The organism is Exiguobacterium sp. (genome assembly GCF_020832205.1).
Taxonomy (GTDB): domain Bacteria; phylum Bacillota; class Bacilli; order Exiguobacteriales; family Exiguobacteriaceae; genus Exiguobacterium.
Genome location: NZ_JAFIFD010000050.1, coordinates 1 through 19,461, shown reverse-complemented (window position 1 = coordinate 19,461; position 19,461 = coordinate 1). Strand labels below are relative to the sequence as shown.

The following is a 19,461-nucleotide window of genomic DNA, read 5'->3' as shown; positions in this document are numbered from 1 at the left end:
CAGCGTTCGTCCTGAGCCAGGATCAAACTCTCCAAAGAATTTGATATAGCTCTTGAAAATGACGAAGCTTGCGCTTCAATCAAAACTTGTAAAACTTTTTTTGCCTCATCGTTCAGTTTTCAAAGTTCGTCTGTCGCTCTTGGCGACTTAAATATCTTAACAAGTTATCAACGATTGGTCAATAGCTTTTTAAAATATTCTTTTCGTTCGCTCTCGGCGACGTCTATTAATATATCAGTAAAATTTATAAGATGCAATAACTTTTGTAGAAAAGTTTTTATTTTTATATTTCTCGAATCAGTTCGTTTGATCTAATCGATTAATCTCTTCATTATATAGCGCGTTTTTTAAACCGATTATTCAAACACCTGGCCACCAGCGGTCAATCTATTCACCTAACGAAATGACCGTCCAAGCAAATGCCAGCCGCTCCGTATTGTGCATTCTTGCTTCTTAAAAACCATAATAGTCTTCTACTTACACGATATGACGACAAATAGAAAACGAGGCTTGCGCCTCGTTTTAAGAACGTAAATTGGAAAGAGACACGTTTCGACGTTTCGCTTCTTTCAAATAAAAGAAATAGAGCGTTTCCGCTTGCTTCACTTGCGCTGCCAACTCTCCTGTATCTTCAATGCTTACGTCCAACATATGTCGTTTCGCTTCAAACTTCGCTTTCGCATCCAACAGTTCCGTAAGAAATCGTTGATCGTATTCGGTTCGGAGCGACTTTCGAAACCATCTCATAACTCTCTTCGGCCTTCCATCGCTCGAGAAAGCGTCACTTCATCCGCATATTCTAAGTCCCCACCGACCGGGAGACCATGCGCAAGTCTCGTTACGCGTATTCCCGTCGGTTTGAGCAACCGTGATAAATACATCGAAGTCGCTTCTCCCTCAATGTTCGGATTCGTGGCCAAGATCACTTCGGTAATCTCTTCGTTTTCTTGGAGACGTGTCAATAAGCTCGAGACATTTATGTCTTCTGGTCCAATACCTTCCATCGGACTGATCGCACCGTGAAGCACATGATACTTCCCTCTGTACTCTCGCATCTTCTCCATGGCGATGACATCTCGCGAGTCCTGCACCACACAGACTACTGTTTCATCACGATGAGAGTCCGTACAGATCGAACATGGGTCGACATCTGTGATATGCCCGCAAACCGTACAATACTTAATATCACGTTTGGCACTGACAAGAGACTTCGCAAATGTCAACACATCGTCCTCCTCCATGTCCAATACATGAAAGGCCAGTCGAATGGCCGTTTTCGGACCAATGCCTGGTAATTTTGTAAAGCTCTCAATCAATCGTCCAATCGCTTCAGGGTATTGCAACTCACATCTTTCCTTTCTTCATTAAAAGCCTGGGAGATTCATCCCTTGTGTGAAACGTCCCATTTTATCGTTTACAAGTTGATCGGCTTGCTTCATGCCATCATTTACAGCAGCAAGAACGAGGTCTTGTAACATATCCACATCATCCGGGTCGACGACATCTTCGGCGATGATGATATCTAACACTTCTTTATGTCCGCTTACGACGACTTTCACCATGCCACCGCCGGCTGTTCCTTCCACCGTTAAATCTTTCAATTCTTCTTGGGCTTTAGCCATGTCCTTTTGCATTTTCTGCATTTGTTTCATCATATTGTTCATGTTTCCCATTCCACGCATATAAAGCGCCTCCTTTATTAAACTTCTTCGATTTCTACGACGTCACCGAAACGTTCGACTGCTTGCGCCACAAGTGGGTCTTCCTCGACTGGGGTCACTTCTTCTTTCGAATCAGCACGTTCGGTCTGCTTTTGCAGAATAAACTCGTTTTTCAACTCAACCCAATCCGTCTCAAGAACAGCCATGATTTCTCGACGAATGCCGGTTACTTCAAACAACGCTTGTTCGATCACGTCACGGGTACGGCCGTTTGAACTGACTTGTTCATAATGCCATGTCATCCCATCTTTAAATTGTACCAGTAAGGTGTCACTTGCACAAAGGACAGCCTCACTCTCATAGAACAGCGCAAAAATCGGACCGTCTTGCGTTCGAATATTGCCCATGATGTCGTCCCAACTGTCACGGATCGCATTCAAATGTTGCCGTTCAGCTCGTTGTAACAACTGGCGGATCCGCTCTTTCGGGACCCGGATTTGTGTACGTTTCACCACTTTAGGCTTTTCAGCAGAAACCTCTGTGGTGGCTACACCGTTCTTTTTCACTTCATTCAGTTCTCGACTCAATTCACGCACTTGGTCTTGAAGCTGTTGCATCTGTTCGCTCATAGTACGGCCTTGTTCCGCAATCCGGATAAATGTCAATTCCACCAATACTTTCGGATGGTTGGATAACCGCATTTGCTGTTGGCAGTCATTTAACTCCTCAATGACTTGGAATAACTCATCAGTTGAAGTCGCTTCGACGAATTCACGGAATTGTTCATTCGGTCGTGCCCGCTCCAGCAAATCGACAGCTTGCGGGGAAGCTTTCAATAGTAACGCGTCGCGATGAATAAAGACGAGATCTTCCACGAAACGCTTTAAATCTTTCCCTTCACGTAACATCGTTTCTAGCGTACTAAGAATTTGGTCCAGCTGCTTTTTTTGTAACCCGTACGCCATATCAAGAAGCGCATCGTCGGTCACGGCACCGGTCACTTCGAGGACGGCCGCTTCCGTCAATCGATCGTCACTAAAAGCGAGCGCTTGATCAAGAAGGCTGAGCGCATCCCGCATCCCGCCGTCCGCGGCACGCGCAATCAACTTGAGCGCTTCCGGGTCGTAATCGTAATTTTGGTCATTTAAGATGTAAGCCATTCTCGTTTGAAGTTGACCGACTTCATGACGCTTCACGTCGAAACGTTGACACCGCGAAATAATCGTCGCCGGAATTTTGTGCGGCTCTGTCGTCGCCAAAATAAAGATCGCGTGCGGCGGTGGCTCTTCTAACGTTTTTAGTAACGCATTGAAGGCGCCGGTTGACAGCATGTGTACTTCATCGATGATGTACACTTTGAACCGCGCTTGTGAAGGCGGATACTTCACCTTATCCCGAATTTCTCGAATTTCATCAACACCGTTATTTGATGCCGCGTCAATCTCGAAGACGTCCGGGCTCGTCCCTTCTGTAATCGCTACACAAGTCGGGCACGTATTGCACGGTTCTCTAGTCGGTGCCGTCTCACAGTTGATGGCTTTCGCAATGATTTTGGCAAGGCTCGTCTTCCCCGTCCCTCTTGGTCCAGAGAACAGATACGCATGCGAAACCCGTTCCTCAAGCAACGCGTTTTGAATCGTACGCGTGATATGGACTTGACCGACAACCTCTTGGAACGACTGCGGACGATAGACTCGGTATAATGCTTGGTACGCCATGTCCCCGCCTCCTTTCTTCCTTACGTTTCTCTATTTCATCATACAAAAAAATCTACAACCCATGGGCCGTAGATTGAAGTTATTAAATAAATCTGCCGCGCACCGATTTCTGAAAGCACGTCAATGTGCGTTACTCATGCAGTTTGCTCGGCCCAAGCACCCCTACGGCACACGGTACCTCACCACTTAAGGCTGCTTCCTTCCGGACCTGACCTGGTTCATGGGTGACCGTTGCGCAGGACTCAGACGTCAACGCCACTTACACGAGGACGGGCCACACCAATGCACTCCCTCGAATCGGGATTCAGTCTCGCTATAGCGGATTGCGAGTTACAGGGCACCGCTACCTCCCCGCCTAGCACGGCAAATGGGTAAATGTAGTTAAGCACTTCTTTGAGTGCTATTACATTATACTGTTTAATCTGTGGGGTTGCAACCTCTCTGTTCAAGCCGAGCCTGCTTCTTCCGTTCACGGAGGTCCCGAAAGAAATCAGTCAGTAGTGCTCCACACTCTTCCGCTAAAACATTTTCGGTTACCTCGGCCCGGTGATTGAAGCGGTCATCTTGAACGAGGTTCATGAGTGTCCCGCAACATCCGCCTTTCGGGTCATGGGCCCCGAAGACGACTCGCTTCACACGCGAGAGCACAATCGCCCCCGCACACATCGGACACGGCTCTAACGTAACGAACAATTCACAGTCCTCAAGCCGCCAATTCCGAAGCGCGCGATTTGCTGTTTCAATCGCAATCATCTCCGCATGGGCGGCCGCTAGTAAGTCCGTCTCCCGCCGGTTGTGCCCCGAGGCGATCACCTCATCTCCTTTGACGATGACACACCCGATCGGCACCTCTCCAATCGCTTCCGCTTTCTTTGCTTCGGCAATGGCGAGCCGCATAAATCGTTCATCACGTTCCATATTAACACTCCGTTTCTCGTCACTTATTATGAAAAAAAATGAAAATCATTTCGCTCGCCCTATCCAACTCATTGTGTGCTAGAATGGAACTTGCACTTTGGATAATGGAGGATGACATCATATGTTTATAACGGTAGAAGGACCGATTGGTGTCGGGAAAACGTCACTGGCCCATATCATCAGTCAGCACTTTTCAATGCAGATGCTGAATGAAATTGTAGAAGAGAACCCATTTCTCGGCAAGTTTTATGAAGATATCGAAGAATGGAGTTTCCAAACGGAAATGTTCTTCTTGTGCAATCGCTTCAAGCAATTAGACGATATCCACAAACACCACTTGAGTCAACAGCAATCCGTCGTTTCAGACTACCATATTTTCAAGAACTTGATTTTTGCTCACCGTTCGTTACGACCGGCTCACTTGAACAAGTACGAGCAGATTTATAAGATTTTGACACATGATATGCCGAAACCTGATGTCGTCATCTACTTACACGCCAGTATTGAGACGCTCATGAAGCGCGTCGCCTTACGCGGACGAGAAGTAGAAGAGAATATGTCGCGCGACTACCTCGAACAGCTCGCTCATGATTACGAGACGTTTGTCGAATCGTATCGGGCGACCCACCCCGAAGTGACGATTCTGTCGTTCAGCGGTGACGAGCTTGATTTTGTCCAGAATCCGGACGATTTGACGCACGTCCTCGCGACGATTGAACGTGAACTAGAATTGACTAAAGGAGCCCAATTAAAATGACGCTGAACGAAAAGTATAACATTCCGAACGACACGATCATCACGATCGGCGGTATGGTCGGAATCGGTAAATCGACAATCACGAACTCGCTCGCTGACGCCCTCAACTTCCGGACGTCCCTCGAAAAAGTTGACACGAACCCGTACCTCGACAAATTTTATCACGATTTCGAGCGTTGGAGCTTCCATCTTCAAATCTACTTTTTAGCTGAACGCTTTAAAGAACAAAAGAAAATCTTCCAATACGGTGGAGGATTCATTCAAGACCGTTCGATTTATGAAGATACGGGGATCTTTGCGAAGATGCACTATGAAAAAGGCACGATGTCGCCGACAGACTACGAAACGTACTCAAGCCTGTTCGAGGCGATGGTGCTTACACCGTTCTTCCCGCATCCTGATCTATTGATCTACCTCGAAGGTTCATTCGACCAAGTACTCGACCGCATTCAACTTCGCGGCCGTGAGATGGAACAACAAACACCGATCACGTACTGGGAAGAAATGTACGCGCGCTATACAGAGTGGATCAACAACTTCAACCTCTGTCCGGTACTTCGTCTATCGATCGAAGAGTACGACTTGATTAACGACCCAGATTCAGTAGAGCTCATCCTCGAGAAAATCGAGAAGCAATTGACGATCGCTCGTGAAGCGAAAGTTAGATAACGTAAAGAAGGTGCAGCGCTTGATGGCGTTGCACCTTCTTTTTACGTGTGTGCGATATGGTGTTTGTGATACGTCGGTGCTTTACGCGCTTTCCGAAAACCGTCGATTGAATCAAACACAGCTGCAAGGATCGTGATCGCCACGACGAGGCCGAACACCCAATTGAACGAGAAGACGCCGTTAGGGACGTTCGCTTCCATCCAGTTCACGAACCGGGCATCTAGCAATTGCGAGGAACTCGCCATCCAAATGATGAATGTTGCCGAAGCCGCATTGTAAATCAGATTATAGGAAGCAAGTGCGTACGACCAACGTCCTTTAATCCATTTCCACACACCAAGTACGACTTGCAACAACACGACGAGTAGAAATAGCCAAATCACATCAAAGAGGAACGCTTGATTAAAGACCGGTGTGACCATCGCGAACCCTTCTCCGGTAGATTCATAAATCCCGATTAAGCGTTCGGCGTTCACATACACTCCAAACCAAACCGCCGTCCAAAACAACGCAAACCCGGCGTCCCACTTACTGATTCGAAAGCCCCGCTCCCGTTCACGCAACGTATTCACATCCCATTTCATGACAGGTGTCTTCGTCCCTTGAGGGGCATAACGCTCAACTAAAAAAAAGATGAGTGTAATCCAAAATACGAGTTGAATCCCGACGTCCCATAGTGTGTCGAATACGTTCGCGAGGAAGGTGCCGACAGTCGGCAAGATCGGTCCGGAAAATGTCGGGATGCTCGCAATCACAAGGCCGAAAAAGACGACGGCCATCACGATCGGCACAACGAGTTTGACGACGGACACATACATCGGAAACATGCCAGGGCCAATCAAATACTGACCTTCTTTAAAGTGTGCGGCTACGACAGCCGGATGCCCCATTTCTTCTAACACACGTTTTACTTCCACTTCCGTCGGATCAGCCGATAATTTCGTCTCGATGTCTTGACGTAACGATTCGGCAAGGGTCTCTCGTCGATTAGCCGGAACATGTTTGACGACTTCTTCTATATACGCTTCGATCCAGTTCACAACGTCCACCTCCTTTCCCATTGATTCGAACAGACTCTATGTTATTAGAATTCCCGTTTTCAGCCGAAGATAGCCGTCGTTCGCCATTTTGCCACAAACAAAAAAGCCGCAGACGTAACGTCTGCGACCAACAAAAAATGCATCTGCCTATGCAGATGCCAAATCAAGCGGAGTTGGTGGGATTCGAACCCACGCGAGCCTTGCGACTCCTAACGGATTTCGAGTCCGTCCCCTTCAGCCGGACTTGGGTACAACTCCAGGCTTAAAAAAGTGTAAAAAAAAGAAAGTGGAGGAGGTGGTGGGATTCGAACCCACGCAGGCTATTACACCCCTGACGGTTTTCAAGACCGTTCCCTTAAACCACTTGGGTACACCTCCAAAGCTCATATACAGTTGGCGAGCAATCATCTCGCTCGACATGATTTATAGTACCAACTGATGACACAGATGTCAAACCCTTTTGTGAAAAAACATTAAAAAAATCCGCCGACACGAATTCGTATCGACGGAACAGCTTTTTACTTGGCAGGCATTTCGATTTTTTCAATGCCACCCATGTACGGACGAAGGACTTCTGGAATCATAACCGATCCGTCCGCTTGTTGGAAGTTCTCTAAAATTGCTGCCACGGTCCGACCGACAGCGAGCCCCGAACCGTTCAATGTGTGCACGAATTCCGGCTTGGCGTTCGCTTCACGACGGAAACGAATACCGGCACGACGGGCTTGGAAATCTTCAAAGTTTGAGCAAGAAGAGATCTCGCGGTACACGCCTTGCGCCGGCATCCATACTTCGATATCGTATTTCTTCGCCGCCGTGAAACCGAGGTCGGCCGTACACATGCTGAGCACTTGGTACGGGAGACCGAGACGTTTGAGCACTTCTTCCGCGTGACCCGTCAACAATTCGAGTTGTTCGTAAGATTCTTCTGGTTTCACGAAACGGACGAGTTCGACTTTGTTGAACTGGTGCTGACGGATAAGACCGCGTGTATCACGGCCGGCAGATCCGGCTTCTGAACGGAAACAAGCGCTGTATGCCGTGTACGTGATCGGAAGCTGGTCTTCAGCGATAATCTCATCGCGATGCATGTTCGTGACCGGCACTTCCGCTGTCGGGATGAGGAAATAGTTCGTGTCGGCCACTTTAAACGCGTCTTCTTCGAACTTAGGAAGTTGGCCAGTCCCTGTCATCGCATCGCGGTTGACCATGTATGGCGGGAGGACTTCTGAGTAGCCATGCTCATCCGCGTGCATGTCCATCATGAAGTTGATCAAGGCACGCTCTAAACGGGCACCGAGTCCTTTATAGAAGACAAAACGGCTGCCCGTAACTTTTCCGGCCCGCTCGACGTCAACAATTTTCAAGTCTTCCATCACGTCCCAATGTTGTTTCATCTCAAAATCGAACGCCGGTTTCGTTCCGACTTCACGGATTGTGACGTTGTCGTCTTCCGTTTCACCGATTGGCGTTGATTCATGCGGAATGTTCGGAATGCTGAGCAAAATCATGTTCAACTCCGCTTCCACTTCACGCAAGTCTTCATCCAACAATTTGATTTCATCACCGAGTCGGCGCGTCTCTAAAATCGGAGCTTCCGCATCTTGTTTATTGCGCTTCAGTTCAGCGATTTGTTTTGACGCCTCGTTGCGTTTTGCTTTTTTCACATCTACTTCATTAATGAGATTCCGGCGCTTCTCCTCAAGTTGTGGAAAACGGTCGAGCGCGCTTAAGTCCTCACCTCGGTGAGCGAGTTTCGCTTTAATGTCTTCAAAGTCTTGGCGTAATCGTTTGATGTCTAACATACATAGTTCCTCCTTTTTTTACATAAAAAAGGTGGCACGCCCCTTTCCCATAGGAAAGGGACGAACCACCTTGGATCCGCGTTGCCACCCTCGTTGCCTGACATGCAGGCCACTCGATGCACGTAACGTGTGCGTGACGTGACTTGTTTCCAAGCCAATGCTCCGAGGCCGATTCAGTTACATCATCCCACTAGTTTGCACCAACCACTAGCTCTCTGTCAGTAGATGACTATAACGTACTTTTCCCCATCATTGCAGCTGTCATTGAATTAATTTTACTTTACAACAACTCAAGTCTGTCGACAAGACTCAGTTTTCCAAGAACGAGTCGAATCTCATCCAAAAAGTCTGAAAATGCACGGGTCATCCGTGTCAGAAACGACGCTTCTTCGACCGCCTCTGCCGTCACAAGCATTCCTTTCGGAGGTTGCTCACCGTCTAAATACCGGACGTGATCGGACAACTCGACGGTCACTGTCCCGACTTGTTGGTCGGCCTTCACCGGGGCACTCGTTTCAGGAAGGTCATAGACGAGCTTCGGAACCGGTTGACCTTTTTCGATGAGCACTTCGAAAGCAGACGTCGTCCGGACCGAGACGTGTTCCACTTCGCCCCCGGCGACAAAGGCTTGTTCCGGTACGAGCTCACCGGTACGCAAAATCGGCGTCATGACAAAGTCGCCATAGGCGTAGTCATGCAACGCTTTCGTGGCCGTATATCGGCCTTCATCCGTTTTCGCCCCTAGGACGACGGACAAGACCGTCCGGCCATCTCGTGTCGAGACACCGATAAAGCAGTACCCGGCGTCATCTGTCGTTCCCGTCTTAAAGCCGAGCATACCCGAATAAGCTAAATCGCGACCGGTAAGCATCCGGTTTGTCGCTTCGAAGCGTACACCGTCAATGTCGACGTAAGCCTGTTTCGTCACGTCAAGCACGTCCGGATACTTCGTCAAATAGGTGAGCGCCAATTTCATTAAATCACTCGCGGACGTCAAGTTCTCACCTGGCCGTCCGGCTGAGACCGAATCAAGTCCGGACGCGTTTGCAAACGTCGTCTGGGTCATCCCGAGCGCTGTCGCCCGCTCATTCATCAAGACGACGAACGCCTCTTCTGATCCCGCCACCGCTTCCCCAAGTGTCACGGCAGCCTCGTTCGCTGAGCGAATCAATGCCACATCATACAATTCTTTGATGGTATACGGTTTATTGACGAGCGGGATTCGTGCCAGACCTGGTTTTTTTGTCAAAGCGAGAGCGTCTGCGCTCGGTGTCACTTCCTCATTCCAACTGAGCTCGCCCGCTTCAATCGCTTCCCGCACGAGGAAGGCCGTCATGAGTTTTGTGATCGACGCTGGGGGAAGCATCGCATCTTCCTCTTTGGAGAACAGGATTTGGCCTGTCGTCAAATCGACGAGCATCGCGCCGCTCACATCTATGTCCGGCGCAGCCTTTGCCACTCCTGGAGAAGCTATGTTCATAAAGATTGCTCCTATGAGCAACCATACCATCCATCTCACTTTCACGGTCTTGCCCCTTTCTATACGTGTCTCGTTACAGTGTAGCAAAAAACAGCGCGAAAAAGGCTCCCGATTTATAACCGGGAGCCTTTCGATCAAGTGAGTTGATGCTTCTTCGCTTCCACGAGGTCAAGGAAGTAGCGGTGCATCGACAAATCGTCTGTCAGCTCCGGATGGAACGAGCAGGCGACGTACTTGTCGTAACGTACGGCGACGATCGCTTCCTCCACTTCAGCGAGCACTTCGACGACTGGTTCGACCGTCGCGACTTGTGGGGCGCGGATAAAGACCGCCTCGACTGGCGCTTCGATTCCTTTCACCGGAAGCTCAACTTCGAAACTGTCGACTTGACGTCCGAACGCGTTCCGTTTCACCGTCATCGGGATTTTTCGCAGATGGGCATCATAGCCTTCGACTTCGGTCGCAAGCAAGATCAAGCCGGCACACGTCCCGAACATCGGTAAATCCGTGTTCGCCCGCAGCGGTTCGAGCAGACCGTAGCGATCGAGCAAGCGACGCATCGCCGTACTTTCTCCACCTGGTAAGACGAGACCGTCAATTTGAGCCAAGTCGTCGATCGATCGGACGACGAGCGTATCCGCCCCGAGCGCCTCGAGCATGCGCACATGCTCTCGAATCGCTCCTTGCATACCAAGAACGCCAATCGTAGTCATCTTACCAGCCTCGCGGCGCCATGAGTTCTTCTTCTTTCAGTGTCCGTACGTCAAGGCCTTTCATCGCTTCGCCTAGACCTTTCGACAAATGAGCGATGCGCTCGTAGTCGTCATGATATGTCGTCGCCTCAACGATGGCACGGGCGAATTTCTCCGGGTTCTCTGCTTTGAAAATACCTGATCCGACGAAGACACCGTCCGCACCGAGGTGCATCATGAGCGCCGCGTCCGCTGGCGTCGCGATTCCGCCGGCTGCGAAGTTGACGACTGGGAGGCGTCCGGCTTCACGGATTTGCATGAGCACTTCAAACGGCGCACCGAGGTCACGCGCTTCGGTCATCACTTCGTCGATGCTCATTGAGAGCAAGCGTTTCACTTGTGCTTGAACGGTACGCATATGACGAACCGCTTCAACGATGTTCCCCGTCCCTGGCTCACCTTTCGTGCGGATCATCGCTGCCCCTTCACCGATGCGGCGTGAAGCCTCTCCAAGGTCACGAGCGCCACAAACGAACGGTGCTTTGTAGTCACGCTTGTACAAATGGAACTCTTCATCCGCTGGTGTCAACACTTCACTCTCATCAATGAAATCGACCCCCATCGATTCAAGGACACGGGCCTCAGCGATGTGACCGATCCGGCACTTCGCCATAACCGGTACGGAGACCGCCCCCATGACATCTTCAATGATTGTCGGGTCAGCCATTCGGGCGACACCGCCCATTTTGCGAATATCTGAAGGAACGCGCTCGAGCGCCATAACTGCGACCGCACCGGCAGCCTCAGCAATTTTAGCCTGTTCAGCGTTGATGACGTCCATGATGACGCCGCCTTTTTGCATTTCAGCCATCCCGCGTTTTACTTTATCTGTACCTACTTGTCTCTTTTCCAAATGAATCCCCTCCATATAAGCTAGTCTACTTGTAAGTATAGTGAGATTTGACTATATTGAAAGTGTCAGTTTAACAATTTTTAAAGTGGTCAGTTTGAATGGAGGACTTCACTTTCCTATTCTCGAATGAATGATTAAGACTGAAAAGGAGGAATGAGATATGTCTCAATGGGACCCGCGCGACGATGCACAAAATCGCTCCTATTACGGTAAGCCTGGATTGATCGGCCTTCTCCTTATCATCGGTTTTGCCCTCTACTTCTTCTTCGGCTGATCACGGAAGGGATTCAGTATGGATATGCTCACGCTCGCGCTCGAGCCTGAATCGAGCACACCACTATATGAACAGCTCTATTTACACATTCGCCAAGCGATTGTCGATGACACGCTCACGACCGGGGCCAAACTGCCCTCCAAACGCAAACTGAGCGACTTCATCGATGTCTCACAAACGACCGTCGAACTAGCTTACGCCCAACTGCTCGCCGAGGGGTATATCGAATCTGTACCGCGTAAAGGGTTCTATGTCTTGCCGCAAGAAGAACTATACGTCCGCCGCAGCGATAACCCGATCAAACCACTCCCGCAAAAGAAGACGTATACGTTCGACGTATACCCGAGTCAAATCGATACGACCGCGTTCCCGTTCGAGCGTTGGCGACGCCATCTCAAACAAGTGGTCACTGAAGAGAACCGTGATTTACTCGCACTCGGGTCTGTCCAAGGCGACCTCGTCCTCCGACAAGAGATTGCGACGTACCTTTATCATTCCCGGGGCGTGAGCTGTTCTCCTGAACAGATTATCGTCGGTTCCGGCACTGAGCAATTGCTCCCACAACTGCTCGACTTATTGACCGACGCGAAGACGTTCGGCATTGAGGACCCGGGGTACCCGCTTACGAAACAGCTGTTCGAACATCAAAATCGGCATTACGTCCCCATCCCTGTCGATGAGAGTGGATTAGTTGTCGACCGACTCGAGACGGAACGAATTGATGCGGTGTATGTGACGCCCGCTCACCAGTTTCCGACTGGGACGATTCTCTCCGTCAGTCGAAGACAACGTCTTCTCAACTGGGCGCTCGAACATCAAACGTATATCATCGAGGACGATTATGACAGCGAGTTTCGATACAGTGGAAAACCGATCCCGTCTCTGCAAAGCATGGATCAAAATGAACGGGTCATCTATTTGAGCACGTTCTCCAAATCACTCATGCCATCACTTCGAATCGGATATATGGTGCTACCACCTCAATTGTTGAATCGCTATCGCGAACGTTACCGCCACTTCACGTGCAGCGTTCCCCGGTTCGAACAACATACGCTCGCGGAATTCATGGCAAACGGAGATTTCGAAAAGCATTTGAACCGGATGCGCAAGACGTATCGTCGCAAGCTTGAGATCGTCACAGCCGCGTTTAAACCATACGAACCGACCGTCTCCATTACCGGGGCGAGTGCCGGACTGCATATCATCCTTTCAATCAATGTGCCTCATTCGACCGAGACGTTGCAACACATGGCCGAATCGTCCGGGATCCGTATTAAAGCAATGGAGGATTATTACATTCGTCCTCAACATCTTCACCCCCAATTTCTATTCGGCTTCGCCGCTTTGTCAGAAGCCGTGTTGCCGATTGCTGTCGCACGGTTAATGTCGTGTTGGAACGTAACGAAGGGAGGGACATCAACGGATTAGATCCGTCGATGGCATGTGCATGAGACGTCTACGTTTTGGAGTCGGCATCCTTCTCTTGCTTGCCGGACTTCTTCTGTTATCCAATTCATGGTGGAAAGACCAAGTTGCCGTCTCAAACAGTGAACGAGTCACCGAAGAGCTGCAGCTGCAACAGCCCGAACAAGGAGAATTTGACTTTGCTTCTGTAACACCACTGTCTTGGGATGACCTCTTATCTGTGCGCAATCGGTTTCATGATTTACCGACCATCGGTTTGATTCTCGTGCCAGACATCGACTTAGAACTCCCCATCCTCTACGGCCTCGACGCGGACAACTTGGCCGTCGGAGCCGGGACGATGCGACCAGACCAACAGATGGGTAAAGGCAATTATGCACTGGCTGGGCATTACACACAGAGCCCAACGTCTCTGTTTGGCCCGCTCCATGAGATCGAGATTGGGACGCTCGTCTACGTGACCGATTTGACCGCCACGTACGAATACGTCGTCACATCGCTTGAGACCGTGCCTCCGAGTCGAATCGATGTCCTCGATGACACGACAGAAGCGACGATCACGCTCGTCACTTGCACGTTCGATGCGACCGAACGATTAATTGTGAAAGGGCGCCTCGCCAACAAGACTCCTTATTCCCCACTCTGAACACCTTCGTGACATGAAGGTGTTTTTTCAATGCTTTTTTAAAAATATATTGTTAGCGCTTACATGATCAGCTACACTATTTTTGAAACCGTTTGCACAATTTTCCTGTTTTGTTGCCCTGTAGACGATTTAATCCATGAAAGAGGTGTCCTATGAAGAATAAAACTGCACGCCGCACGTCGACCCTTCTGTTATCTTCAGTTCTCTTGATTCAAACGGGTGTCCCCGTGAACGTACTCGCTGAACCTACAGCCGTTTCCATCGATGGCATAAAGAGCGATTGGGCAAACGTTCCGGCTCTCGCCACGTCCCCTACTGCTGGTTGGCAAGGATTTGACCTCGGTGACCTTTATATGCAAAACGATGCCAAGCATCTTTATTTCTATGTCGATGCAAAGAACGTTCCGAATTGGGGCGACAATGGGCAGTACATAAACATCGCACTTCAAGTGAATGACGAGGACTCCGGCGTGAACACGAACCCGCTCGGTTACCCGTTCAACTTCAGCCAGACCGATAAAAAACCACAGTATCATATTTTACTTCGCGTCGATGGCGACGCAGCGATTAAAGAAGCCGCGATCTACGAATCGGGCAAGTCGACTCCGCTCGCGAATTTGAATAACTTGAACGGCGCCTCGTTCGCCCTCGACCGCACAAAAGGATTTGAAGGGAAAATCCCGTTGTCGTTACTCGGTTTGACGAATAACGACCAACTCCGGGTCTTGACCGTCCTCAGTGGGAATAACGCCGGTGAACACGGGGCGTTCGATACGATTCCAAGCAACCCGGCCAACAAGCTCGCGGACAGTTGGAACGTGGCCGCATCGCCATCCGTTCAATCGGTATACAGCCCCGCTTATACGCTCAGCGGTGTCGAGACGGTCAGCCAACTCGAAGTCACAACGGTCGTCCCGGCGAATCAATCGGCGGATGTCACACTTGATGCCCCAATCACATGGACGTTCAATGAACCAGTCACGGTCGATGCTTCCCAAGTCCAGTTCATGAACGGAGAGTCGGCTGTGCCGTTCCGTGTCGAAACAAGTGGCGCGACGGTCACAGTCACCCCGACGGAAAAACTGTTGCTCGGTGAGACGTATGAAGCGACGATTCCAGCCGGTGCTGTGAAAGGCAAACTGTCGAACACGACCCTCCCTGCTCTCACGACTTCGTTCAAGACGATCACTGAAGTGGCAGATCCTTGGAAGACACAGCGTTATATCGAAATGACGTACGTACGTGCAGACGGGAATTATACGGACTGGAACTTGTGGACGTGGAGCACTGGTGCGAAAGACGGACAAGTCGATCCATACAAAGTGACCGAAAACGGGGCCGTCTTCCGGATTCCGGTCGGAAAAGACGCGACGAACGTCGGTTTCGTCATTCGTAAAGGTACGGATTGGGCCGTCAAAGACGGCTACGGGGAAGACCGGTACGTCAAACTCGGTACCGACCGTATCACGAAAGTCGTCGTCGAGAGCGGCAAAGGCGTGTTCCATCAAGTCCCGACGATTCAAGGACCTGTCTTTGAGAACGGCAATATCACGTTCTTTTATCGTGATAAAGAGTTGTACGAAGCAGGAACACTCGCACAAATCGAACAGGTCGCCTTGAAAGTCAACGGAGTAACCTACCCAATGGCATATGAAGCGAACAACGAATGGTTCCGTCATACAATCCAACTACCTGAAGGGAAACACGACTACACGTTCCTCGTCACGAAAGACGGCGTGACGACCGAAGTCAAAGATCCATACTTTGAAGCGTCAAGCATCGAGTATAGACGTCCGAACGTCAAATTGACTTCATCCGTTTCACCAAAAGCGATCAGTTCGCGAGAGAATGCGGTCGTTCACGTAAAGCCGACGTTGCCAAAAGGGGTGACGTTGCGTGAGCTGTATATCGACGCACGCCCACTCGGCGGACCGGCGAAACTTGCGATCGATCCGGCTCTCAACAAACAGACGATCGCGGTCAAAGACACCGTTAAACCAGGGAACAAGACGTTGACGGTTCAGGCGATCGACCAATACGGTAACGTGCATAAGACGACGACTTCCGTCAACGTCCTTCCCGTATCGATGAAAGACAAGCAAGAGTTCGACTGGGACGAGGCGCGGATTTACTTCATGTTGACGGACCGGTTCTATGATGGCGATAAGACGAATAACAATCCGAATGGCGAGTATTATGACCTCGATCACCCAGAGTCCTACCATGGCGGTGACTTTGCGGGCATCACGAAGAAACTTGATTATCTCGACAAGCTAGGGATCAACACGATTTGGATCACACCGATTGTCGACAACATCGATTGGGATCTCCGTTACGGTAAAGATGGGTCTCAATACGGATATCATGGTTATTGGGCGAAGAATTTCGAGAAGCTCGATGAGCACCTCGGTGACATGCAGGCGTTCCATCGATTGATCGATGCTGCTAATGACCGTGGCATAAAAATCATGGTCGACGTCGTTTTAAACCATCCAGGCTACGGTATGGAACCTGGCGCGGAGGAGACAGGAGCAACGAACTTCCCAACAGACAAAGAACGAAATGTGTTCGATGGGATGATTCGAACGAATCCGGTCGACGGGGACGACTTGAAGATGTCACTCTCGGGACTCCCGGACTTCAAGACAGAAGAAACTGCCGTCCGTGAACAACTCGTCAAATGGCAGACGGACTGGATCAAGCGCTCAAAAACGAAAAAAGGCAACACGATTGATTACTTCCGTGTTGATACGGTCAAACATGTCGACTCCACAACGTGGAAGTCATTTAAAAACGAATTGACGGCCATCAAACCGGACTTTAAGATGATTGGCGAGCACTACGGTGCGAGCGTGAACAATACGGGCGGCTATTTGCATAGCGGACAGATGGATTCCTTGCTCGACTTTGATTTCAAGTATCAAGCTGAGAGTTTTGTGAACGGGAATATCGATGGTGTCGAAAGCGCCCTTCAATATCGCAACATGCAGCTGTCGAACGAAGCGACGCTCGGCCAATTCCTTTCAAGTCATGATGAAGACGGTTTCCTTATTTCTCGTGCCGGTGGAGACGAAGGCAAACATATGGTCGCCGCCTCGCTTCAAATGACGGCAAAAGGTCAGCCGGTCATTTATTACGGTGAAGAAATCGGTCAATCAGGTAAACATGCGGGTGATATGGACAAAGGCGAATTCAATGAAAACCGCTACGACTTCGACTGGAAACGAGTGACCGGTGAAGGGAAAGCAATGCATACGCATTACCAAAAACTACTCAATATCCGAGCCGACTATTCAAAAGTGTTCAGCAAAGGGACACGTGAAGTCGTCGCTGGCGGATCGAGCACCGGCTATTCGATCTTTGAACGCACGTATGGAAAACAAGCCATCCTCGTTGGCTTGAATACGAAAGAGACGACTCAAAAAGCAACGTTCCAAACGAAATACAAGCACAAGACGGTGCTCGTCGATCGTTATAGCGGACGTTCCTACATCGTCCAACCAGACGGAAAAGTTACCGTGCAATTGCCTGCGCAAGATCAAGGCGGAACCGTTATCCTTGTGAAGAAATGAAAAAAATCCGTTGCTCACATCATGAGCAACGGATTTTTTATTATCTCGAGTAGTTTGGTGCTTCTTTTGTGATATGCACATCGTGCGGGTGGCTCTCTTGGAGGCCAGCCCCCGTCATACGAATGAACTGCGTATCTTCACGGAGTGCACGAATGTCGGCTGCACCGCAATAACCCATCCCAGAGCGGAGTCCGCCGATGAGTTGGTACACCGTATCAGCCAGTTCCCCACGGTATGCGACGCGTCCTTCGATGCCTTCTGGGACGAATTTCTTGTCGGCTTCTTGGAAGTAGCGGTCTTGGCTACCGCGCTTCATTGACGCCTCAGATCCCATACCACGATACGTCTTGAACTGACGGCCTTGGTAAATTTCCATCTCTCCTGGACTTTCTTTCACACCGGCCAAGAGGCTACCGAGCATGACCGCATGCGCACCTGCAGCAATCGCCTTGACGATGTCACCCGAGTACTTGATACCGCCGTCTGCGATGACCGTTACGCCATGTTCGCGCGCTTCAGTGACACAGTCATAGACAGCCGTGATTTGTGGGACACCTACGCCTGCGACGACTCGTGTCGTACAAATCGAACCTGGACCAATTCCGACTTTGATGACTGAAGCACCTGCTTCGATCAAAGCGCGAGTCGCTTCGGCAGTCGCAACGTTTCCAGCGATGATCGGAAGTGTCGGGAAGAGATCCCGAAGTTCTTTCACTTTCTCGATGACACCTGCTGAGTGGCCATGAGCTGTATCGACGACGAGAGCATCGACACCTGCATCGACAAGAATTTGGGCACGTGACGCCGCATCTCCTGTGACACCAACTGCAGCGGCAACAAGGAGACGACCTTGCTTATCTTTTGCAGCATGCGGGAACTGCTCGACTTTCTCAATGTCTTTCGTCGTGATTAAGCCTTTTAGAATCCCGGCATCATCGACAAGCGGTAACTTTTCAATGCGATGTTGATGGAGGATGCGTTCTGCTTCTTCAAGCGAGGTACCGACTTTTGCCGTCACTAGGTTTTCTGTCGTCATCACATCTTCGATCACCGTCGAATAATCTTTGATGAAACGAAGATCCCGGTTCGTCAAAATCCCGATGAGTTTGCGCTCGCTCTCAGAGTTGACGATTGGAACTCCAGAAATGCGATATTTGCTCATCAAATATTCTGCATCATACACTTGTCGTTCCGGCGTTAAATAGAAAGGATTTGTAATGACCCCGTTTTCTGAACGTTTTACCCGATCTACGTGCTCAGCTTGCATTTCCATGGACATGTTTTTATGGATGACTCCTAGTCCGCCTTGACGGGCCATCGCGATAGCCATCGGAGCTTCAGTTACCGTATCCATACCTGCACTGATGACTGGAATATTCAGTTCAAGTCCCTCACAAAGCTTTGTGCTTAAATTTACGTCCCGCGGTAAGACGTTAGAGAATCTTGGCACGAGTAGCACATCATCAAATGTTAATCCTTCTTTTGCAAACTTGTTTTCCCACATAAAAATCGATTGCCCCTTTCCTTATCGGACCCGAATCTTTGTTTCGAAATATTTCTGTAATGGTAACAGGTATGGCTCGAAAGTGCAATTCAATTGAGGATGTTCAGAAAGTTCTGAATTGTGTTCATTCCATTTAGAGATGCTCGTTAATATTCGGAAATTGGTGGAATCAAGGGGGAATTCTTTAAAATGCATATAAAATGATACGAAAAAAGACGATCAAGCATGTGCTTGACCGTCTCGTGTTGCCTGGCAACGTCCTATCCTCACAGGGGGAGACCCCCAACTACTTTCGGCGCTGAAGCGCTTAACTTCCGTGTTCGGCATGGGAACGGGTGTGGCCGCTTCGCTATCGCCACCAGACATATTCAGGGCTTGTTCCCTGAAA

At 49.8% G+C, this 19,461-nt stretch carries 16 protein-coding genes, 2 tRNA genes, 1 rRNA gene, 1 other RNA gene and 1 other annotated feature; of the genes, 5 read left to right on the top strand and 15 right to left on the bottom strand.

The genetic code is table 11. From position 1 onward, the window contains the following. Window positions 1-522 precede the first annotated feature (522 nt). From JJU47_RS13640 to tadA, 6 genes are all read right to left on the bottom strand, one after another. A complete protein-coding gene (locus JJU47_RS13640) occupies window positions 523-747 on the bottom strand; it encodes a YaaL family protein (protein WP_024372538.1) in 225 nt (74 codons plus the stop codon). Then, entirely contained in the window at window positions 744-1,343 is a 600-nt protein-coding gene (gene recR / locus JJU47_RS13635; protein ID WP_228620445.1) for a recombination mediator RecR, read from the bottom strand. The genes JJU47_RS13640 and recR overlap by 4 nt, the downstream gene beginning before the upstream one ends. Before the next feature lie 21 nt (window positions 1,344-1,364). Beyond that, on the bottom strand, window positions 1,365-1,682 hold the full coding sequence (locus JJU47_RS13630; protein ID WP_024372540.1) for a YbaB/EbfC family nucleoid-associated protein: 318 nt from the start codon (window positions 1,680-1,682) through the stop codon (window positions 1,365-1,367). A gap of 17 nt (window positions 1,683-1,699) precedes the next feature. After that, entirely contained in the window at window positions 1,700-3,379 is a 1,680-nt protein-coding gene (gene dnaX, locus JJU47_RS13625; RefSeq protein ID WP_228620443.1) for a DNA polymerase III subunit gamma/tau, read from the bottom strand. A gap of 95 nt (window positions 3,380-3,474) precedes the next feature. Further along, an RNA gene (gene ffs / locus JJU47_RS13620) (signal recognition particle sRNA large type) lies at window positions 3,475-3,743 on the bottom strand. A gap of 53 nt (window positions 3,744-3,796) precedes the next feature. After that, window positions 3,797-4,297 carry a tRNA adenosine(34) deaminase TadA gene (gene tadA / locus JJU47_RS13615; RefSeq protein ID WP_228620441.1) on the bottom strand — a complete coding sequence of 167 codons (501 nt, stop codon included), beginning with the start codon at window positions 4,295-4,297 and terminating at the stop codon, window positions 3,797-3,799. A 121-nt stretch (window positions 4,298-4,418) separates the two neighbouring features. Here tadA and JJU47_RS13610 point away from each other — a divergent pair, with 121 nt between their 5' ends. Both JJU47_RS13610 and JJU47_RS13605 read left to right on the top strand, forming a co-directional pair. Then, entirely contained in the window at window positions 4,419-5,054 is a 636-nt protein-coding gene (locus JJU47_RS13610) for a deoxynucleoside kinase (protein WP_228620439.1), read from the top strand. After that, window positions 5,051-5,722, top strand: a complete 672-nt coding sequence (locus JJU47_RS13605) for a deoxynucleoside kinase (RefSeq protein WP_228620437.1) — start codon at window positions 5,051-5,053, stop codon at window positions 5,720-5,722. Before JJU47_RS13610 ends, JJU47_RS13605 begins: the two co-directional genes overlap by 4 nt. A gap of 41 nt (window positions 5,723-5,763) precedes the next feature. On the opposite strand, the gene JJU47_RS13600 is transcribed toward JJU47_RS13605, so the two are convergent. The 7 genes from JJU47_RS13600 to pdxS form a co-directional block, all read right to left on the bottom strand. Continuing rightward, window positions 5,764-6,762 carry a hypothetical protein gene (locus JJU47_RS13600; protein ID WP_228620434.1) on the bottom strand — a complete coding sequence of 333 codons (999 nt, stop codon included), beginning with the start codon at window positions 6,760-6,762 and terminating at the stop codon, window positions 5,764-5,766. A 168-nt stretch (window positions 6,763-6,930) separates the two neighbouring features. Further along, window positions 6,931-7,020 (bottom strand) — tRNA-Ser (locus JJU47_RS13595). Between the two features lie 29 nt (window positions 7,021-7,049). Further along, window positions 7,050-7,140, bottom strand: a tRNA-Ser gene (locus JJU47_RS13590). Between the two features lie 140 nt (window positions 7,141-7,280). Beyond that, window positions 7,281-8,567 carry a serine--tRNA ligase gene (gene serS / locus JJU47_RS13585; RefSeq protein WP_228620432.1) on the bottom strand — a complete coding sequence of 429 codons (1,287 nt, stop codon included), beginning with the start codon at window positions 8,565-8,567 and terminating at the stop codon, window positions 7,281-7,283. A 53-nt stretch (window positions 8,568-8,620) separates the two neighbouring features. Beyond that, window positions 8,621-8,829: a binding site (T-box leader), on the bottom strand. 18 nt (window positions 8,830-8,847) lie between these two features. Further along, window positions 8,848-10,047 carry a D-alanyl-D-alanine carboxypeptidase family protein gene (locus JJU47_RS13580; protein ID WP_228620430.1) on the bottom strand — a complete coding sequence of 400 codons (1,200 nt, stop codon included), beginning with the start codon at window positions 10,045-10,047 and terminating at the stop codon, window positions 8,848-8,850. A 134-nt stretch (window positions 10,048-10,181) separates the two neighbouring features. Further along, complete coding sequence (pdxT, locus tag JJU47_RS13575; protein WP_228620428.1) at window positions 10,182-10,760, bottom strand: pyridoxal 5'-phosphate synthase glutaminase subunit PdxT; 579 nt, start codon at window positions 10,758-10,760, stop codon at window positions 10,182-10,184. Between the two features lies 1 nt (window position 10,761). Continuing rightward, window positions 10,762-11,667, bottom strand: coding sequence for a pyridoxal 5'-phosphate synthase lyase subunit PdxS (gene pdxS, locus JJU47_RS13570; RefSeq protein ID WP_029334009.1), 906 nt, complete (start codon window positions 11,665-11,667; stop codon window positions 10,762-10,764). Window positions 11,668-11,944: 277 nt separating this feature from the next. Here pdxS and pdxR point away from each other — a divergent pair, with 277 nt between their 5' ends. From pdxR to JJU47_RS13555, 3 genes are all read left to right on the top strand, one after another. Next, window positions 11,945-13,354 (top strand): MocR-like pyridoxine biosynthesis transcription factor PdxR, encoded by a 1,410-nt coding sequence (gene pdxR / locus JJU47_RS13565; RefSeq protein ID WP_228620426.1) that lies wholly within the window; start codon window positions 11,945-11,947, stop codon window positions 13,352-13,354. Window positions 13,355-13,373: 19 nt separating this feature from the next. After that, window positions 13,374-13,997: a class A sortase gene (locus tag JJU47_RS13560; protein WP_228620424.1), complete on the top strand. Its 624-nt coding sequence runs from the start codon at window positions 13,374-13,376 to the stop codon at window positions 13,995-13,997. A 152-nt stretch (window positions 13,998-14,149) separates the two neighbouring features. After that, window positions 14,150-17,569, top strand: coding sequence for an alpha-amylase family glycosyl hydrolase (locus JJU47_RS13555; RefSeq protein WP_228620422.1), 3,420 nt, complete (start codon window positions 14,150-14,152; stop codon window positions 17,567-17,569). A 40-nt stretch (window positions 17,570-17,609) separates the two neighbouring features. Here the strand turns inward: JJU47_RS13555 and guaB are convergent, their stop codons facing one another. Together guaB and rrf are read right to left on the bottom strand one after the other, a co-directional pair. Next, window positions 17,610-19,073 carry an IMP dehydrogenase gene (gene guaB / locus JJU47_RS13550; RefSeq protein WP_228620420.1) on the bottom strand — a complete coding sequence of 488 codons (1,464 nt, stop codon included), beginning with the start codon at window positions 19,071-19,073 and terminating at the stop codon, window positions 17,610-17,612. A gap of 247 nt (window positions 19,074-19,320) precedes the next feature. Further along, window positions 19,321-19,436: ribosomal RNA gene (gene rrf / locus JJU47_RS13545) — 5S ribosomal RNA — on the bottom strand. Window positions 19,437-19,461 lie beyond the last annotated feature (25 nt).